A 17,930-nucleotide genomic window follows, 5' to 3' on the forward strand; every position below is an offset into this window, starting at 1 on the left:
CAAGATCGTCCTGATCGCGGGCTATGAGAAGTTCCGGAATGTGTATCAGCTGCGCCTGAAGTCGATCAACTGTTCGGCCGTCGCGCGATTGAGCGCCATCGGGATATCGTAGACGATCGCGAGCCGCATCAGCGCCTTGACGTCGACGTCGTGCGGCATTGGCGTCAGCGGATCGACGAAGAAGATCAGGCAGTCCACGTCGCCGGTGGCTATCAGCGCGCCGATCTGCTGGTCGCCGCCAAGCGGGCCGCTTTTGAGCCGGGTCACGTCGAGCCCGGCGCAGGCTTCGAGGACGCGGCCGCCCGTCGTTCCGGTCGCGACGATCTTCCATCCGGCGAGAACTGCCTCATTTGCCTTGGCAAAGGCGGCGAGATCGTCCTTCTTCTGATCATGGGCGATCAGTGCGAGGCATTTGCGATCTGCCATGGGGCCTCCCCGGGGCTCATGAGGAGCCGGACGCCATAGGCCCGGCTACGTTGTTTAAATCGATTTGAATGCCCTATACATGAGGCCGGGGAAATTGGAAAGGCAATACCCCGCCCTTATCCTTTGAACTGCTGCGAGACTCCATCCTCGGGCGTGCCCAGGTCAAGCCCGAGGATCACGGTTTGAAGGGAGTGGACTAGGGCGGCGGGCGGGCCTGCCCTTTCCCAAAGAAACTAATGCAGCGCCGGCCGTGGCGAGGGCACCGGGATATTTGCAAGCGGCGCCTCTTCCGCGGCACCGATGATCGCCTCGATGCTGGTCTGAGCAGCAGGCACAGCGGCCGCAGTACGATAGGCGGTGCCATGGGTCGCCTGCAGTTCGGAGGCCGGAGCCGGCCCGTTCAGCACCAGAGCGCAGGCCTTCGGCAAATCGGAAAGCGTCGCGTATTTCGGTTTTACGGGCTTTTCGGGCTTCTTCGTCGGCTTCGCCCAGGGCTCGTCGGTGAACCACCAGGCAAGCGACTTGTCGCAGCCGTCTCCGGCGGGCACGGCCGCCTGGTCCTTGCAGCCCTCTGACCCTGCCGGGCATTTGATACGGATGTGGAAATGATAGTCGTGGCCATAGATCGGCCGCACCTTGCCAAGCGCCGAGCGGTCGCCTTTCCAGGTATCGCAGAGCTTCTTCTTGATTGCCGGGTTGACGAAGATCCGCTCCACCTCCCGGTAGCTTGCCGCCAGCATGATCAGCCGCGCATGGGCCGGCGTCCAGGCGGACGGGTCGATCGTCAGAAACCTGTTCTTGTCGAGCATCGAGGTCGCCGAAATCGTTTCGCGCTCGTCGTAGCTCAGCGTCCGCTTCGGCATTGGCGTCAGCCAAATGTCGGCGTCGAGTCCGATCTGATGCGAGGCGTGGCCGGAGAGCATCGGACCGCCACGCGGTTGCGAGATATCACCAAGGAGGAGGCCCGGCCAGCCGATCTTGTCGGCTGCGTCATGGGAGAGGCGCTCGATCAGCGCAATCATCCGAGGGTGGCCCCAGCGGCGGTTGCGCGACAGCCGCATGGCCTGCCATGTCGGTCCGTCGGTGGGAATGGCAATGCCGCCGGCAAGGCAGCCCTTGGAATAGAAGCCATAGGAGGTCGGCGCCGATTGCGTCGGCAGCGCCTTTGCACCGAAGAGCTCCTTGGCGGGCGTGCTGTCGGCTGCAACCGCATCTGCCGCCAAGATAGCGGCCGTTACGACCAAGCTCAGAAGCGCGGAACCGCAGCGAACAATCGCTGCGCGCGTATCAAATCCCATTCAATCCCCCATCGGCAGCACGCGCAACATGCGCTGCCCATCTTCGTGCGCCGCGGTTGCATCAGCCTTGCGACTCACCGCGATGTGACCGAAAAAATCGGTCTGATTTTGGGCAGGTCCTGTCAATTGCCGCGATTTCGCCTATTCTGGTTTACAAGAATAATCGAAAATACAAGGAGAAACGACGGGATGCTGGACATTGGCGGTGCTGGAAGAATGAAGTTTGCGACCGCGTTCCTGGCCATGTCCCTGCTTCTGATGCCATCGGCAGTGGCTCAAGAGCAGCCCGCCTGGCATCATGGGCTGTCGCTTGTCGACGAGCTCAAATATCCGCCGGGCTTTGCCCATTTCGACTATGTGAATCCGGCGGCTCCGAAGGGCGGAGAGCTCAGGCTATCGCAGACGGGCACCTTCGACACTTTCAATCCGCTCTTGGTGAAGGGCGAAACGGCGGTCGGTCTGGCGCTCGTTTTCGACACGCTCATGAAACCGGCGGAGGACGAGATTTCGACGGCCTACGGGCTCCTGGCAGAAAGCGTCTCTTTTCCCGACGACATTTCTTCGGCGACGTTCCGGCTGAGGCAGGAGGCGAAGTGGGCCGACGGCAAGCCGGTGACGCCGGACGACGTCGTCTTCAGCTTCGACAAGGCGAAGGAACTAAACCCGCTCTATCAGAGCTATTATGGCCATGTCGTCAAGGCGGAGAAGACGGGGGACCGGGACGTCACTTTCCACTTCGACGAAAAGAACAATCGCGAACTGCCGCAAATTCTCGGACAGATCCTGATCGTGCCGAAGCACTGGTGGGAGGGCACCGGGCCGGACGGCAAGCCGCGCGACATCTCCCGAACGACGCTTGAACCGGTCATGGGGTCAGGCCCCTATCGCATCGCATCCTTCTCGCCCGGCGGAACCGTCCGTTACGAGCGCCGGCGGGATTACTGGGGCGCTTCGCTGAACGTCAATATCGGGCAGAACAATTTCGATTCGATCACCTATTCCTTCTTCGGGGATCGCGACGTCGAGTTCGAGGCGTTCCGCTCCGGCAACGTCGATTTCTGGCGTGAGAACCAGGCGATGCGCTGGGCGACCGGCTTCGATTTTCCGGCAGCGAAAGAAGGCCGCGTCAAACGTGAGGAAGTCCCCAATCCCTTCCGGGCAACGGGCGTTATGCAGGCGATGGTCCCGAACATGCGCCGCGAGCCCTTCGATGACGAGAGAGTGCGCCAGGCACTGAACTATGCCTTGGACTTCGAGGAGTTGAACCGCACGGTTTTCTTCAACCAGTATCAGCGCGTCGACAGCTTCTTCTTCGGCACGGAACTCGCTTCATCCGGTCTGCCGCAAGGCAAGGAACTGGAGATCCTGAACGAGGTCAAGGACCTCGTGCCGCCGGAAGTGTTCACCACGCCTTACAGGAACCCGGTCGGCGGCACGCCGCAAAAGGCACGCGAGAATCTGCGCGAGGCAATCGAACTCCTCAAGCAGGCCGGGTTCGAGCTCAAAGGCAACCGAATGGTGAATACGGCGACGGGCAAGCCTTTCTCTTTCGAGATCCTGTTGAGCAGCCCGGCGCTCGAGCGGGTTGCCTTGCCCTATGCGCAGAACTTGAAACGGATCGGCATCGAGGCCCGCGTGCGCACCGTCGACCCGTCGCAATATACCAACCGCGAGCGCAGCTTCGACTACGACATGACCTGGGAAGTCTGGGGCCAGACCTTGAGCCCCGGAAACGAACAGGCGGATTACTGGGGATCGGAAGCCGCCACACGTGAGGGTTCGCGCAATTATGCAGGCATTTCCGACCCCGGCGTCGACGCGCTGATCCAGCGCGTCATTTTCGCAAAGGATCGGGACACGCTGGTTGCCGCCACCAAGGCGCTCGATCGTGTACTGCTCGCCCATAATTACGTCATCCCGCTCTACTACAAAATGGCCGCCCAAATCGCCTACTGGGACAAGCTGGACCGGCCGCAAGAACTGCCGAAATACGGACTCGGCTTCCCCGATGTGTGGTGGTCCAAGAACGCCGCGAGCCAATGAAGCACTTGCACTCGGGGCCTCTCTCGATTCCAAATGCCCGGAACGAATCACTCAAGCTGCGGGACGAAATCGGCAGGATGCGACGCGCCAAGGAGTTCACGGATTGAAACGACATAGACGGCAAACGAGAGCGCCGCTGGCCACGCCGGTCGGCGGCGTGAGAACGCCGGGGTTCGCCTGATGGGTGCCTATATCCTGCGCCGGCTTCTCCTGATGATCCCAACGATCGTCGGGATCATGGCCATCTCGTTTGCGGTCGTGCAATTCGCCCCCGGCGGTCCCGTGGAACAGGTCATCGCGGACCTTACCAACGCCGCTGGGTCAGACAGGCTTTCCGGCACGGGTGGCGATCTCGTGCCGGGGAGCGGCGGCGAGGGCGGTGGCTATCGCGGCGCGCAAGGGCTCGACCCCGAATTCATCGCCAAGCTCGAGAAGCAGTTCGGCTTCGACAAGCCGCCGCTCGAGCGCTTTCTCACGATGATGTGGAACTATGCCCGTTTCGATTTCGGTGAAAGCTTCTTCCGCAATACCTCGGTCATCGACCTCATCATCGAAAAGATGCCGGTGTCGATTTCGCTCGGCGTTTGGATCCTTATCTTTTCCTATCTCATCTCGATCCCGCTCGGGGTCAAGAAGGCGGTCTCCGACGGCTCGACATTCGACGTCTGGACCTCCGGCATCATCATTATCGGCTATGCGGTGCCGAGCTTCCTTTTCGCGATCTTGCTGATCGTTATCTTTGCCGGCGGCTCGTTCTTCGACTGGTTCCCCTTACGTGGACTCGTTTCCGACAATTTCCACGAGCTTTCCTGGTGGCAGAAGATTCTCGATTACTTCTGGCACATGACGCTGCCGCTGATCACGTTGCTGCTCTCGGCCTTCGCGACGACCACGCTGCTGACCAAGAACTCCTTCATCGACGAGATCAAGAAGCAATATGTGACGACGGCGCGTGCGAAAGGCCTGACCGAGCGGCGGGTGCTCTACGGCCACGTCTTCCGCAACGCCATGCTGATCATCATTGCCGGCTTTCCCGGCGCATTCATCTCGGCCTTCTTCACCGGATCGCTGCTCATCGAATACATCTTCTCGCTCGATGGCCTCGGCCGGCTCGGCTATGACGCGGTCGTCAAGCGCGACTATCCGATCGTCTTTGCCACCCTCTACATCTTCTCGCTGATGGGCCTGTTCGTGAGCCTTATTTCCGACCTGATCTATACCTGGGTCGATCCCCGCATCGATTTCGAGCGGAGGGACGTCTGATGAGCACGGTCGCCTACGCCGGAACACCGGAAAAGGGCTGGCTGACGCCGATCGGCCGGCGACGCTGGCAGAACTTCAAGGCGAACCGACGCGGCTACTGGTCGTTCTGGATCTTCCTCGTCCTCTTCGGCCTCAGCCTCTGCGCGGAATTCATCGCCAACGACAAGCCGATCGTCGCCTCTTACAAGGGCGAACTTCTGTTCCCGGTTTTCGTGAACTATCCGGAAGAAAAGTTCGGCGGCTTTCTTGCCGAGACCGACTTTCGGTCCGATTTCATTCGCGACGAGATCGAGGCGAACGGCTGGATGGTCTGGCCGCCGATCCGCTATTCCTACCAGACGGTCAACTCGAACATCCCGCATTCGGCGCCGACCCCTCCCTTCTGGCTGATGAGCGAGGAGGAGCGCTGCTCCGCCTATCCGCTCGGTGCCGACGACCCCGGATGCATGCTCGGCAACATGAACTGGCTCGGCACCGACGACCAGGCGCGGGACGTGACGGCGCGAATGATCTACGGCTTCCGCATCTCCGTGCTCTTCGGCCTCGCACTGACGATCGCCTCCGCCGTGATCGGCGTCTCCGCCGGCGCGGTTCAGGGCTATTTCGGCGGATGGACGGACCTTCTTTTCCAGCGCTTCATCGAGATCTGGTCGTCGATGCCGGTGCTCTACATCCTGCTGATCATCGCCGCCATTTTGCCGCCCGGCTTCTTCATCCTGCTCGGCATCATGCTGCTCTTCTCCTGGGTCGGCTTCGTCGGCGTGGTGCGTGCAGAGTTCCTGCGGGCGCGCAATTTCGAATATGTGAACGCGGCGCGCGCGCTCGGCGTCGGCAACGGCACGATCATGTACCGGCACCTCCTGCCGAATGCTATGGTCGCCACCCTCACCTTCCTGCCCTTCATCCTTTCGGGCTCGATCACGACGCTCACCTCGCTCGATTTCTTGGGGTTCGGCATGCCGCCGGGCTCCGCCTCGCTCGGCGAAATGATCGCCCAGGGCAAGTCCAACCTGCAGGCGCCCTGGCTGGGTTTGACCGCCTTCTTCGCCATGTCGATCATGCTGTCGCTCCTGATCTTCGTCGGCGAGGCGACGCGCGACGCCTTCGATCCGAGAAAGACCTTCCGGTGAAAGCGACGATGACAGAAACTCTTCTCTCGATCCGCGATCTCTCCGTCGCCTTTCATCAGGGCGGCGAGACCTCGATCGCCGTCGACCATATCTCCTTCGACATCCGCCGCGGCGAAACGGTGGCGCTCGTCGGGGAATCGGGTTCCGGAAAGTCGGTCTCGGCGAATTCGATCCTGAAGCTCCTTCCCTACCCGGCGGCGAGCCACCCGAGCGGCGAGGTCTTCTTCAACGGCAAGGACCTGATGAAGGCGAGCGATCAGGAACTGCGCCATGTGCGCGGCAACGACATCACCATGATCTTCCAGGAGCCGATGACGTCGCTCAATCCGTTGCACACGATCGAGCAGCAGATCGACGAAATCCTGGAGCTTCACCAGGGGATCAAGGGACCGGCCGCGCGCACACGCACGCTGGAACTGTTGAACCAGGTCGGCATCCGCGAGGCGGAAAAACGCCTCGGCGCCTATCCGCACCAGCTTTCCGGCGGTCAGCGCCAGCGCGTGATGATCGCCATGGCGCTTGCCAACCGCCCGGAACTTCTGATCGCCGACGAGCCGACGACGGCGCTCGACGTCACCGTGCAGGCGCAGATCCTGGAACTCCTAAAGTCGCTCAAGGACGAGCACGGCATGTCCATGCTCTTCATCACTCACGACCTTGGTATCGTGCGCAAGATCGCCGACCGGGTGTGCGTGATGACCAAGGGCAAGATCGTCGAGGCCGGTCCGACGGCCGAAATCTTCGCCAATCCGCAGCATGCCTATACGAGGCATCTACTTGCCTCCGAGCCGAAGGGCGAACCGCCACCCTGCGATGCCTCGAAGCCGATCGTCATCGAGGCTAAGGACGTGAAGGTCTGGTTTCCTATCAAGGCGGGGTTTCTCCGCCGCGTCGTCGATCACGTCAAGGCCGTGGACGGCATCGATCTGACGCTGCGGGCCGGGCAGACGCTCGGCGTCGTCGGCGAGTCCGGTTCGGGCAAGACCACGCTTGGCCTGGCGCTGACGCGGCTCATCTCGTCGAAGGGCCGGATCGCCTTCGTGGGCAAGGACATCGATGCCTACAGTTTCGGCGAGATGCGGCCGCTCCGCAACCGCATGCAGGTGGTCTTCCAGGATCCCTACGGTTCCCTCAGCCCGCGCATGTCGATCGCCGATATTATCGGCGAAGGGCTGAAAATCCACGAGAAGGCGCTCACCGATGGCGAGCGCGACGCGCGCGTCGCCGCCGCGCTGGAGGAGGTCGGACTCGACCCCTCCACCCGCTGGCGTTACCCGCACGAATTCTCCGGCGGCCAGCGCCAGCGGATCGCGATCGCCCGGGCCATGGTGCTGAAGCCGCAATTCGTCATGCTCGACGAGCCGACATCGGCACTCGACATGAGCGTCCAGGCACAGGTTGTCGATCTTCTTCGCGATCTGCAGCGCAAGCATAATCTCGCCTATCTCTTCATCAGCCACGATTTGAAGGTCGTTCGGGCGCTCGCCAACGAGGTGATCGTCATGCGCATGGGGAGAGTCGTCGAACAGGGCCCGGCCGAACGGATTTTCGAGGCGCCGAGCGAGGACTATACCAAGGCGCTGATGGCCGCCGCCTTCAATCTCGAAGCCGTCAACCTTTCCGCCATCCGCCAGTAGAGTGCCCGCATGCCCGCAAAAAGTCCCGTCATCGTCGACCTGAAATTCATTCCGGAGGAGATCGAGGCCGCGCTCCAAGGCGCCTTTCCGGGGCGTGAGGTGATCAATCTTGCCGATCCGGCCCATCGCGGGCGGGATCTCTCCGGCATCGACTATGCGGTGGTGTGGAAATCTGCACCCGACCTCTTCTCCCGCGCGCCGGACCTCAAGGTCGTTTTTTCCGGCGGCGCCGGCGTCGATCATGTGCTCACGTTACCAGGCCTGCCCGAGGTGCCGCTTGTGCGCTTCGTCGACGAGACGCTGACGCGGCGGATGAGCGAATGGGTGGTGATGCAATGCCTTTTGCATCTGCGCCAGCACCGCGCCTATGAGGCGCTGGCGAGAAAGCGGCAATGGCGGGACTTGAGCCAGCCGGAAGCCGCAGACGTCACCGTCGGCATCATGGGCATGGGCGTGCTCGGGCAGGATGTCGCCCATAAGCTTGCCGTCATGGGCTTCAAAGTGATCGGCTGGTCGCGAACGAAGCGAGCGGTCGAGGACATCGAGACCTACGACGCCTCCGGCCTCGACGTCTTCCTCGGCCGGACTGATTTTCTGGTCGGCCTGTTGCCGCTGACGGCGGACACCAAGGGGGTCTTCAATACCCGCCTCTTCTCAAGGCTTAGCCGCAACGGCCCCTTCGGCGCCCCTGTCTTCATCAATGCGGGCCGCGGCGGCAGCCAGGTGGAAGCCGATATCCTTGAATGCCTCGACGATGGCACCTTGGCGGCGGCCTCACTCGACGTCTTCGAACGCGAGCCGCTTTCGCCCGAGAGCCGCTTCTGGGACATGCCGAACGTCTACGTCACGCCGCATGTCGCGGCCTCCTCGGACGTCAAGGCGCTTTTCGCCCATGTCGAACACCAGATCACCCGCTTCGAAAGCGGCCTGCCGCTAGAGCACGTCGTGGATAAGGTAGCCGGCTATTGATCGTTGCCGCTCCACCACCGTCATCGGCTATAAGTCGGATCAAGGCCGAGAAGGGCTCATGTGGACTCCAGAACTTGTGTAATGATCTGGCCCCTTCCTCCGGCGTCATCCTCGGGCTTGACCTCGCTTGACCCAAGGATCCAAGCGCAGCATTCGATAGCACGCGGATAAAAGGACGGTCCGTCAGCCCGTGAAACGAATCCGCGGGGAAAGGATCTACGGCCTTCGATAACCCGTCGGCTCGGCATAGAGCCAGCCAATGCGCTGGATGGCAGCGTCCAGCCCCTCGCGGGAAACGGTCATGGTGTGGCCGTTTGCGTGCAGCAGCGTTTTCTCGTTCTCCATGATCGCGACGTGACCTTTCCAGAAGACGAGGTCGCCGCGGGTGAGTTCGTCACGCCCGATCGGCTGGCCGATCGTCCCGGCCTGCATGTCCGTGTCGCGCAGGACACGGCGGCCGACCATCTGCATCGAAAGCTGCACGAGCCCGGAGCAGTCGATTCCGAATCCGGAGCGGCCGCCCCAGAGATAGGGGGTTTCAAGGAAGCGCGCCGCGATCGAAACGTAATCGCCGCCAATCGGGCTTCCGACCGGCGAACAATGATCGGCAACGACAGCCAGCCCGCCGTCGAGGAGGAAATAGCGCGTGCCGCGCGTCTCAGCTTCGCCAACGACACGGAGGCGGCTTCCCATGGAGAGCGCGAAAGCCTGCGGAAAGCGCAGATCCGCGCCGTGATAGAGGAAGGTCCGGGGCACCGCGACGATATGGGTCGGAGTCGCCTCTGGTGGCGCCAATGCCTCCTGCGGCACGTAGCCGACATATCCGTCGATATCGGATTTCACCCAGGCCCAGCCTTCGGCAACGTCGAGAACACGTGCCGTTTCGCCATAGAGCAATTCCGTGTCGGTGCCGCAGGAAAGGTCCGGACGCGACCTAAGTGGCGTCACCGGAACGGTGAACGCGGCGGTTGTGCCTTCAACGAAGCGCTTCGCCTCGACCAGCCCGCGCAGGCGTTCCTCGGCAAGGTCGTCACGATAGGCGTTGATACGGCGGTCGAGCATTTCAGGCATGGCATGCACTCACAGTTTCCGACCCTGATTGATGATCAGATCGCCGAGTTTTTCAAGGTAAAGTGCACCCTCGACCGTGCGTTTGATGACGACATTGCGCCTGTCGCCCTCGTCGCGCATGCGGTCGACGAGACCGAGCGCACCCATTGTGTCGAGGGCTCGGGTGATCACGGGCTTCGACACGCCAAGCGCGGCGGCGAGACCGCGCACCGTGTGGGGCGGCGGCACCAGGTAGATTTCGAGCAGGATCGCCACCTGCCGCAGCGTCAGATCGCGGCTGTCGACACGAACCTGCTCGAGCGAGACGGCGTGCCAAAGCCCCAGAGCCTGGGAAGGCGTCAGTTCGACCGGCAACGGAGACTCCTGGGTAGGAACAAGCTGCCACATTAGCGGCCGATCGTTACGCAAGCGTTTCTTTGCGCCGAGATGATGGCCGCCCCTCATCCGCCTGCCGGCACCTTCTCCCCGCCTGCGGGGAGAAGGGACAAGCGGCCCCCTTTCAGCCCGGCTGCAGGCGCCCGGCTCAAAAACGCAATCAAGCGGGGGCGGAAACGGGCGAACGGCTAACGCGCCATCCGGCCGATATGGTGATAGAGCGCGCGGATCGCCTGGGCTTCGCCGCCGATCGGCGAATGCGGCCGTTCCGATTGCGCCCAGCCGAAAATGTCGAAATGCACCCAGCTCTTGGCGTTCCCCATGAAGCGCTTGAGGAACAATGCTGCCGTGATCGAGCCGGCCATGCCGCCCGACGGAGCATTCGTCAGATCGGCGATGCGGGTGGAGATATCCTTGTCATAGCCCATGTAGAGCGGCATGCGCCAGAGCGGATCGTCGATCGAGAGGCTCGCCTCCGTCAGATCGCGCGCGAGCTCTTCGTCGTCGGTAAAGAAAGGCGGCAGGTCGGGCCCGAGCGCGACGCGGGCGGCACCCGTCAGCGTTGCCATGTCGATGACGAGATCCGTCGCCTCCTCATCGGCATAGGCGAGCGCATCGGCGAGGATCAGCCGACCCTCGGCATCCGTGTTGTCGATCTGCACCGTCAGACCTTTGCGACTGCGGTAGATGTCGCCCGGGCGGAAGGCATTGGACGAGATGGAGTTCTCGACGACGGGAACGATCACGCGCAGATCGACCTTCAGTTTCGCGTCCATGATCATCAGCGCCAGGCCCATCACGTTCGCGGCACCGCCCATGTCCTTCTTCATGAGCAGCATCGAGGAGGCCGGCTTGATGTCGAGACCGCCGGTGTCGAAGCAGACGCCCTTGCCGACCAGCGTCACCTTCCTGTGGCCCTTCTTGCCCCAGCGCATTTCGAGAAGCCGCGGTGCTTCGGCACCGGCGCGGCCAACGGTGTGGACCAGGGGGAAGTTCTGCGTGAGCAAGGCATCGCCGGATATCACCGAAACATCCGCCTTGTAGTGGCTGCCGAGCGCCCGGAAGGCCGCCTCAAGCGCTTCAGGACCCATGTCGTTCGTTGGGGTGTTGATGAGGTCGCGCGCCAGGAAGACACCCGCCAACTGCCGTTTGACGTCGGTCGCATCGGCGTCGGCGGGGATCAGCAGCGTCGGCGCTTCGGCCTGGCCCGCCTTGTAGCGCTCAAAACGGTAGGAACCGAGGCCGAAGCCGAGCGCGAGGCGATTGGCGGTGAGCGGCGCCGTCTCGATGTGCCATTTCGCTGCAGGCAGGGCGCGAGCGAGCTTTCCGGCGAGGAAAGGCGCTTCCGAAGGATTCTTGCCGAGGCCGAACAGTGCGCCGCCGAGGTGGCCGTCCCTCGAGGGAATGAGCAGCACGGCGCCGGACTCCGCCTTGAACCCCGCCTTTCTCGCCCAGTCGAGCGCGATCGGGTCTATCGCCCCCGTTTCGATATGTGCCGGTGTTACTGCAAAGATCGGCAGCGTCTTGCCGTTGCTGGTATTGAACGGCGACGGCCGCTCGATGAACTGGTAGGGAGCCATGAATGTCCTCGGCTGGTCGGGATTCGCTCTATTAACGCTCTGTTAGGGTTAACAGATTATTGCTGGAGTGAAAGTTGCGCCGTCGTCGTTGGAGTTCCGGTGCAGGACTGGCTACTGGGGCTTCCAATGATCACGCAAGACACTCCTTCCTCCTGGCGGCAGCGGCTGACGAGCGGCGCCGCCGTCGCGCTCATTGCACTCTCGTTCGCGGGCTGCGCGGGACAGCAGGGCAAGAAGGAACTGACGACCGGCTCGATCCCGAGGCTTTCGAAGCCGGTACAGTCGATGAACGCAACCGAGCTCGCGGCCGCGACGGAGAGCATCGGCCAGACCTATGAGCGCAACCCGAAGGATCGCGAGGCGGGGCTGAACTATGCCAATCTGCTGCGCATGACCGGGCGCAACGAGCAGGCGCTGGCGGTCATGCAGCAGGTGGCGATCAATCATCCGACCGATCGCGAGGTTCTCGGCGCCTATGGGAAGGCGCAAGCCGCGGCAGGACAGTTGGATCAGGCGTTGGCGACGATCCAGCGGGCGCAGACGCCGGACCGCCCCGACTGGAAGCTGAAATCGGCGGAAGGCGCGATCCTGGACCAGCTTGGCCGTTCGCCCGAAGCGCGCCTGCGGTACAGGGAGGCGCTCGATCTGCAGCCGAACGAACCCTCCGTCCTCTCCAATCTCGGCATGTCCTATCTGCTTGCCAAGGATCTGCGGACCGCCGAGACCTATCTCCGCTCGGCCGCAGACCAGCCGGGCGCCGACAGCAGCGTGCGACAGAACCTGGCGCTCGCCGTCGGCCTGCAGGGGAGCTTCCAGGAAGCGGAATCGATCGCCCGCCAGGAACTGACGCCCGAGCAGGCGGAAGCCAACGTCGCCTATCTGCGCTCGATGCTTTCCCAGAAGGGCGCTTGGCAGCAGCTTGCCAAGGCGGACGAGGGGAACACGAATTAGGCGGGTTCGATGCAACTGGGTGATCCTCAGGTCAGGCCCAAGGAAGACGCCTTGGAGAGCATCGCGCCGAGAGTGCATCAGGCCGAATATGCCGCCGCCTCGCCTATCGTTCTATTGATATCTCTCCAGGCTCCGAATAGGTCCCGCCAATTCGGATATACTTTCTTCGATCAGCGATACGACCTGTCGTGATTTTTCTAGCTGGCCTGCCGATAGCGAAGGCGCCGCGCGAATCGGTTTCCGCAGAAGCGAGCGTTGCCAGGACTCGCAGACGTCCTAGAACTTATCCGCCACCTGGATCCCCGCGGGGCCGAGGATGACGGCGACGAGGACCGGTAGGAAAAACAGGATCATCGGTACGGTCAGCTTCGGCGGCAGGGCGGCCGCTTTCTTTTCCGCGGCGGTCATCCGCTGGTCGCGGCTTTCCTGCGCCAGGACACGCAAGGCCTGGGCGATGGGAGTACCGTAGCGATCGGCCTGTATCAGCGCCTGCATCACCGACTTGACTTCTTCCAGCCCTGTGCGCAGGCCGAGATTTTCGAGCGCGACGCGCCGGTCCGGCAGGAAGGAGAGCTCCGCCGTCGTCAGCACCAGTTCTTCCGCCAATGGCGGAGATTGGGCGGCGATCTCGTCGGCGACGCGGCGCATGGCGAGTTCCATCGACACGCCCGATTCGACGCAGATGAGCAACAGGTCCAGCGCATCCGGAAAGGCGCGGCGGATCGAATGCTGGCGTTTCGAGATGGCATTGGCGATGAAGATGTTCGGTGCGTAGAATCCGAGATAGCCGAAGCCGATGGCGAAAAGTATCCGGATCATAAACGGCTTCTCGGCGAAGTTCCCGAGCACGAATATATAAACGATCGCGGCCGTCAGGAACAGGAACGGCAGGCAGAAGCGGGCGAACAGGAAGGTATTGAGGGCGTTCTGCGAGCGGTAGCCCGCCGTCTTCAGGCGGTTGACCGTATTCTCGTCGACCAGCGCTTTCCTCAGGTTCAGCCGTTCCACCACCTGGCGTACAGAGGTATTCTGTTGGCTCCTGAGACTTGCCTTGCCCCCGACCTCGGCACTGAGACGGGCGCGCTCTCGGGCGCGAATCTGCTCGCGTTCGGTCGCGACCGACTTCATACGCTTGGCGAGGTCGCCGCGCTCGAAAAGCGGAACGGCGAGCGAATAGAAGGTCGCGAGCACGGCCATCGAGACAAGCGCCCCGATGAGGATGTTCGGGTCCGTCAGTGTTTCTATCCAACCGTTCACGCCGCGAGCCTCAGATATCGAAGTTGATCATGTTGCGCATCACGAAGATGCCTATGCTCATCCACACCGCCGACGCGCCCATGATGATGTGGCCGCGTGGGTCGGTGAAAAGGATCATCATGTAATCGGGCGATGTCAGATAGACGAGCAGCGAGACGATGAAGGGCAGCGCGCCGATGATGGCTGCGGACGCCTTCGCCTCCATCGAGAGGGCGCCGACCTTCGCCTTCATCTTCTTGCGCTCGCGCAGCACCTTGGAAAGATTGCCGAGCGCCTCCGACAGGTTGCCGCCGGCCTGCGCCTGGATGGCGATGACGATCGAGAAGAAATTCACCTCCGGCAGAGGAACGCTCTGGATCATCCGGGCGCAGGCGTCCGGAACGTTGAGGCCGACCTGCTGCGACTCGACCACGCGGCGGAATTCCGTCTTGACCGGCTCCTGACCGTCACTGGCGATCAGCCGCAATGCATCGTTGAGCGGCAGACCGGACTTGATGGAGCGGACCATAACGTCGAGGGCGTTCGGAAATTCGTTCAGAAATTGTTTGCAGCGCCGCTTGATCAGAAAACCGATGATCCAGCGCGGCAGGCCCGCCGTCGCAATCAGCCCGACCCCCAGGGCGACCCACAGCCCGGCGCCGGCGAGCAGTATCACGATGAAGGCGAAGAGGCCGAAGAGGACGCTGAAAACATAAAACTGCGTCAGCGAGATCGACAGGTTCGCCTGCACCAGCCGCTTCTTCATTGAGGGAGCGGCATTGGCTGACTTCTCCTGCTGCTTCTTCTCGAGCTCCTTCAGCGAATCCTGCACGGATTTGCGCCGCTTCGACAATTCGCTGACGCGATCGCGCGCCGCCTTGACATTGGCGCGATCGCTCTCGGAGGCGCTGACGCGGCGCAAGCGTCCTTCCGCTTTCTTCTCGGTTTCGATCCGGGAATAGAGCACGCCGTAGGCAAGCGCCGCAGCCGCAAGCGCGACGAGGCCAGCTATTGCCAGAACGGTGATATCCATGCCGAACATCGGTTGGTCAGTTCCTTCGCTTCAGCGGTCGTGCTCAAAAGCGCGCCACTCGCATTTGTGCTTGCCGCATTTGCGCGGCGTCAGGTGATTTCAACTGGCTGCAAAATTCTAGTTCTTCTCCATCGCATCGAGGGTGGCGGCGAGCCTCTTGTCCTCATTGAAATAGCGGGCGCGGTCCCAGAAATGCGGCCGGCCGATGCCGGTCGAGACATGGCGGCCGATGATCCGGCCATTGGCATCCTCGCCGTCGATTTCGTAGCGCATCAGGTCCTGGGTGACGATCACGTCACCCTCCATGCCGGTGACTTCGGTGATGTGGGTGATGCGGCGCGAACCGTCGCGCAGGCGCGATGCCTGAATGATGACGTCGACAGATCCGGCGATGATTTCGCGGACGGTCTTGGCCGGCAGCGTATAACCACCCATGGCGATCATCGATTCCATACGGCTCAGGCACTCACGTGGCGTGTTGGCGTGGATGGTGCCCATCGAGCCGTCGTGGCCGGTGTTCATCGCCTGCAGCAGGTCGAACACTTCCGGTCCGCGCACTTCGCCGACGATGATGCGTTCCGGCCGCATGCGCAGGCAGTTCTTGATGAGATCGCGCATGGTGATCTCGCCCTCGCCTTCGATGTTCGGCGGGCGCGTTTCCAGACGGACCACATGCGGCTGCTGGAGTTGCAGTTCCGCCGAGTCCTCGCAGGTGATGATGCGCTCATCGCTATCTATATAGCGCGTCAGGCAGTTGAGCAGCGTCGTCTTACCGGAGCCCGTGCCGCCCGAAATGACGATGTTGCAACGGACGCGGCCGATGATCTGCAGCAGAACCGAACCTTCGGGGGTGATCGAGCCGAAGCGGACGAGTTGCTCCAGTGTCAGCTTGTCCTTCTTGAACTTGCGGATCGTCAGCGCCGTGCCGTCGATCGCGAGCGGCGGAGCGATGACGTTGACGCGCGAACCGTCGGGAAGACGCGCGTCGCAGATCGGGCTCGATTCGTCGACGCGTCGGCCGACCTGGCTGACGATGCGCTGGCAGATCGACAGGAGCTGCGCATTGTCACGGAAGCGAACATCCGACTCCTCGACCTTGCCGCCGACTTCGATGAAGGTCTGGCCGGCGCCGTTCACCATGATATCGGCAATGTCGTCGCGTGCGAGCAGCGGCTCGAGCGGGCCATAGCCGAGCACGTCGTTGCAGATGTCGTCGAGCAGTTCCTCCTGCTCGGCGATCGACATGGCGAAATTCTTGATCGTGATGATGTCGTTGACGATGTCGCGGATTTCCTCGCGCGCGCTTTCATTGTCCAGCTTGGCGAGTTGCGACAGGTCGATCGTGTCGATCAGGGCGGAGAAGACCTGCGACTTGGTATCGTAATAGTCGTCCGCCCGCGGCGAGCGCCGGCGTGCCGGGGGAGCGGACGGTTGGGGGCGGGGAGCAGGAGCTGCGGGCTCGCTCAGAACCGGCGCGCCAGGATGCTCCATCACCGCCGCCGGCATCGCCGGCGGGACCGCGGCAATCTTTGCGCCCGCCCTTCCAAAGCCTTCATTTCCGCGTTTGCCAAACATCAGTCCGATCCGCTTGTTCTATCGATCCTTCTAAGGGACACGATGGCTATTTCCGCCCGAGCTTCGCCAGCACCTTCTGGAGACCGGCCTTGCGCGCCTTCTTGACCGTCGCGCGCCCGGTCAGAAGATGGGCGAGCTGCGAAAAGGTTTCCGCGGCGGGCGATTTCCTGTCGATCTCGGCGATCATCCGTCCGCTGTTTGAAGCGTTGCCAAAGATCACGGCGTCGAACTGGATGATGGCGGCAGCCTCGATTTCCAGCGATTCGCAGAACTCGTTCGGGGCGATCTCCGGCCGCTTGGGCATGCCGACCTGGTTGAGGACGAGGTGAGGCGCCCTGTCGTTCGGGCGAAGCTTCTTCAACGCATCGAGCAGGTTCTTCGCATTCCTGAGATTGGCAAGGTCCGGAACCGCAGTAATCACCACCTCGTCTGCTTCGGACAGCACCGAGCGGGTCCAGTCCGACCAGGCATGCGGCACGTCAAGCACCGAGACCGGCGCGCTGCGCTGGAGGATTTCGAGGATCGGCTGAAAAGCGCCCGCTTCGAAATCGTAAGCACGATCTAACATCGACGGCGCAGAGAGCATCGACAGGTGCTCGGAACATTTGGTCAGGAGGCGGTCGAGATAGACCTCGTCCAGCCGATCCGGGGAGGAAACGGCCTCGGCGATGCCCTGCGCCGGATCCTGGTCGAAATCGATATTGGCGGTGCCGTAGGGCAGGTCGAGATCGGCGAGGATGGTTTCCGTCGAAAAGAGATTGGAAATGCCCCAGGCGCAATTATGCGCGATGACCGACGATCCGCAGCCGCCCTTGGCGCCGATGAAGGCCAGGCTCCGTCCGAGCGGTTCGGCCTCCGGATCGACGAAGATCGCCGAGACCGCCGCCAGTATGTCCGCCATTCCGACCGGGGCCACCATGTACTCGGAAATGCCGTTGCGGATGAGCTCGCGATAGAGTGCGATGTCGTTGTGGCGGCCGATAATGACGACTTTGGTACTCGGGTCGCAGACTTCCGCCAGCGGCGCCAGTTCCGCAAGCAAGGCTGTCGGTTCGGTCGCGGTTTCAAGGATGATCAGGTTGGGGGTGGACACGCTTGCGAACATGTTGGCGGCCGCTGCGACGCTGCCGCCGGTAATGCGCAGGCTGACCTTCGCCATGCGGCGGTCCTGGCCGCAGCGCTCCATGAGGCGCTGCATCGCGTCCGTCTCGCAGAAGGCATGAATCGAGATGCGGGGCAAGGGCCGAAGCTGGTCGAGATCGCCGGGGCGCGCGTCCGCGGAATTGTTGCCTCCGCCGTTGTCGATGCTGTATTCGATCGCATTCATCTCTTTTCCCCAAAAC

General features: G+C 62.4%; 15 protein-coding genes. 6 read left to right on the forward strand and 9 right to left on the reverse strand.

Translation table 11 applies throughout. The features are described from left to right. Positions 1–45: 45 nt before the first annotated feature. Together J2Z31_RS12590 and mepA are read right to left on the reverse strand one after the other, a co-directional pair. Positions 46–426 carry a methylglyoxal synthase gene (locus J2Z31_RS12590; protein ID WP_209602213.1) on the reverse strand — a complete coding sequence of 127 codons (381 nt, stop codon included), beginning with the start codon at positions 424–426 and terminating at the stop codon, positions 46–48. A 233-nt stretch (positions 427–659) separates the two neighbouring features. Beyond that, entirely contained in the window at positions 660–1,724 is a 1,065-nt protein-coding gene (gene mepA, locus J2Z31_RS12595; protein ID WP_209602214.1) for a penicillin-insensitive murein endopeptidase, read from the reverse strand. Positions 1,725–1,913: 189 nt separating this feature from the next. Here mepA and J2Z31_RS12600 point away from each other — a divergent pair, with 189 nt between their 5' ends. The 5 genes from J2Z31_RS12600 (at position 1,914) to J2Z31_RS12620 (ending at position 8,766) form a co-directional block, all read left to right on the forward strand. Further along, complete coding sequence (locus tag J2Z31_RS12600; RefSeq protein ID WP_209602215.1) at positions 1,914–3,767, forward strand: extracellular solute-binding protein; 1,854 nt, start codon at positions 1,914–1,916, stop codon at positions 3,765–3,767. A 180-nt stretch (positions 3,768–3,947) separates the two neighbouring features. Then, positions 3,948–5,030: a microcin C ABC transporter permease YejB gene (locus J2Z31_RS12605; protein ID WP_209602216.1), complete on the forward strand. Its 1,083-nt coding sequence runs from the start codon at positions 3,948–3,950 to the stop codon at positions 5,028–5,030. Further along, positions 5,030–6,160 carry an ABC transporter permease gene (locus J2Z31_RS12610; protein WP_209602217.1) on the forward strand — a complete coding sequence of 377 codons (1,131 nt, stop codon included), beginning with the start codon at positions 5,030–5,032 and terminating at the stop codon, positions 6,158–6,160. Before J2Z31_RS12605 ends, J2Z31_RS12610 begins: the two co-directional genes overlap by 1 nt. An 8-nt stretch (positions 6,161–6,168) precedes the next feature. After that, on the forward strand, positions 6,169–7,797 hold the full coding sequence (locus J2Z31_RS12615) for an ABC transporter ATP-binding protein (RefSeq protein WP_209602218.1): 1,629 nt from the start codon (positions 6,169–6,171) through the stop codon (positions 7,795–7,797). 9 nt (positions 7,798–7,806) lie between these two features. Further along, positions 7,807–8,766, forward strand: coding sequence for a 2-hydroxyacid dehydrogenase (locus tag J2Z31_RS12620; RefSeq protein ID WP_209602219.1), 960 nt, complete (start codon positions 7,807–7,809; stop codon positions 8,764–8,766). Positions 8,767–8,982: 216 nt separating this feature from the next. Here the strand turns inward: J2Z31_RS12620 and J2Z31_RS12625 are convergent, their stop codons facing one another. From J2Z31_RS12625 to J2Z31_RS12635, 3 genes are all read right to left on the reverse strand, one after another. Further along, positions 8,983–9,837 carry a C40 family peptidase gene (locus J2Z31_RS12625; protein WP_209602220.1) on the reverse strand — a complete coding sequence of 285 codons (855 nt, stop codon included), beginning with the start codon at positions 9,835–9,837 and terminating at the stop codon, positions 8,983–8,985. A gap of 9 nt (positions 9,838–9,846) precedes the next feature. Beyond that, positions 9,847–10,191: a MarR family transcriptional regulator gene (locus tag J2Z31_RS12630; RefSeq protein WP_209602221.1), complete on the reverse strand. Its 345-nt coding sequence runs from the start codon at positions 10,189–10,191 to the stop codon at positions 9,847–9,849. 209 nt (positions 10,192–10,400) lie between these two features. Next, positions 10,401–11,792 (reverse strand): leucyl aminopeptidase family protein, encoded by a 1,392-nt coding sequence (locus tag J2Z31_RS12635; RefSeq protein ID WP_209602222.1) that lies wholly within the window; start codon positions 11,790–11,792, stop codon positions 10,401–10,403. Positions 11,793–11,918: 126 nt separating this feature from the next. On the opposite strand from J2Z31_RS12635, the gene J2Z31_RS12640 reads away from it, so the two are divergent. After that, positions 11,919–12,743, forward strand: coding sequence for a tetratricopeptide repeat protein (locus J2Z31_RS12640; protein WP_209602223.1), 825 nt, complete (start codon positions 11,919–11,921; stop codon positions 12,741–12,743). 276 nt (positions 12,744–13,019) lie between these two features. On the opposite strand, the gene J2Z31_RS12645 is transcribed toward J2Z31_RS12640, so the two are convergent. The 4 genes from J2Z31_RS12645 to J2Z31_RS12660 form a co-directional block, all read right to left on the reverse strand. Continuing rightward, entirely contained in the window at positions 13,020–14,000 is a 981-nt protein-coding gene (locus tag J2Z31_RS12645; protein ID WP_209602224.1) for a type II secretion system F family protein, read from the reverse strand. Positions 14,001–14,010: 10 nt separating this feature from the next. Then, positions 14,011–15,021, reverse strand: coding sequence for a type II secretion system F family protein (locus J2Z31_RS12650; RefSeq protein WP_209602225.1), 1,011 nt, complete (start codon positions 15,019–15,021; stop codon positions 14,011–14,013). A gap of 108 nt (positions 15,022–15,129) precedes the next feature. Further along, a complete protein-coding gene (locus tag J2Z31_RS12655) occupies positions 15,130–16,587 on the reverse strand; it encodes a CpaF family protein (protein WP_209602226.1) in 1,458 nt (485 codons plus the stop codon). Positions 16,588–16,633: 46 nt separating this feature from the next. Continuing rightward, positions 16,634–17,914: an AAA family ATPase gene (locus J2Z31_RS12660; protein WP_209602227.1), complete on the reverse strand. Its 1,281-nt coding sequence runs from the start codon at positions 17,912–17,914 to the stop codon at positions 16,634–16,636. Positions 17,915–17,930 lie beyond the last annotated feature (16 nt).

Origin of the sequence: Sinorhizobium kostiense (genome assembly GCF_017874595.1) — a bacterium.
Taxonomy (GTDB): Bacteria; Pseudomonadota; Alphaproteobacteria; order Rhizobiales; family Rhizobiaceae; genus Sinorhizobium; species Sinorhizobium kostiense.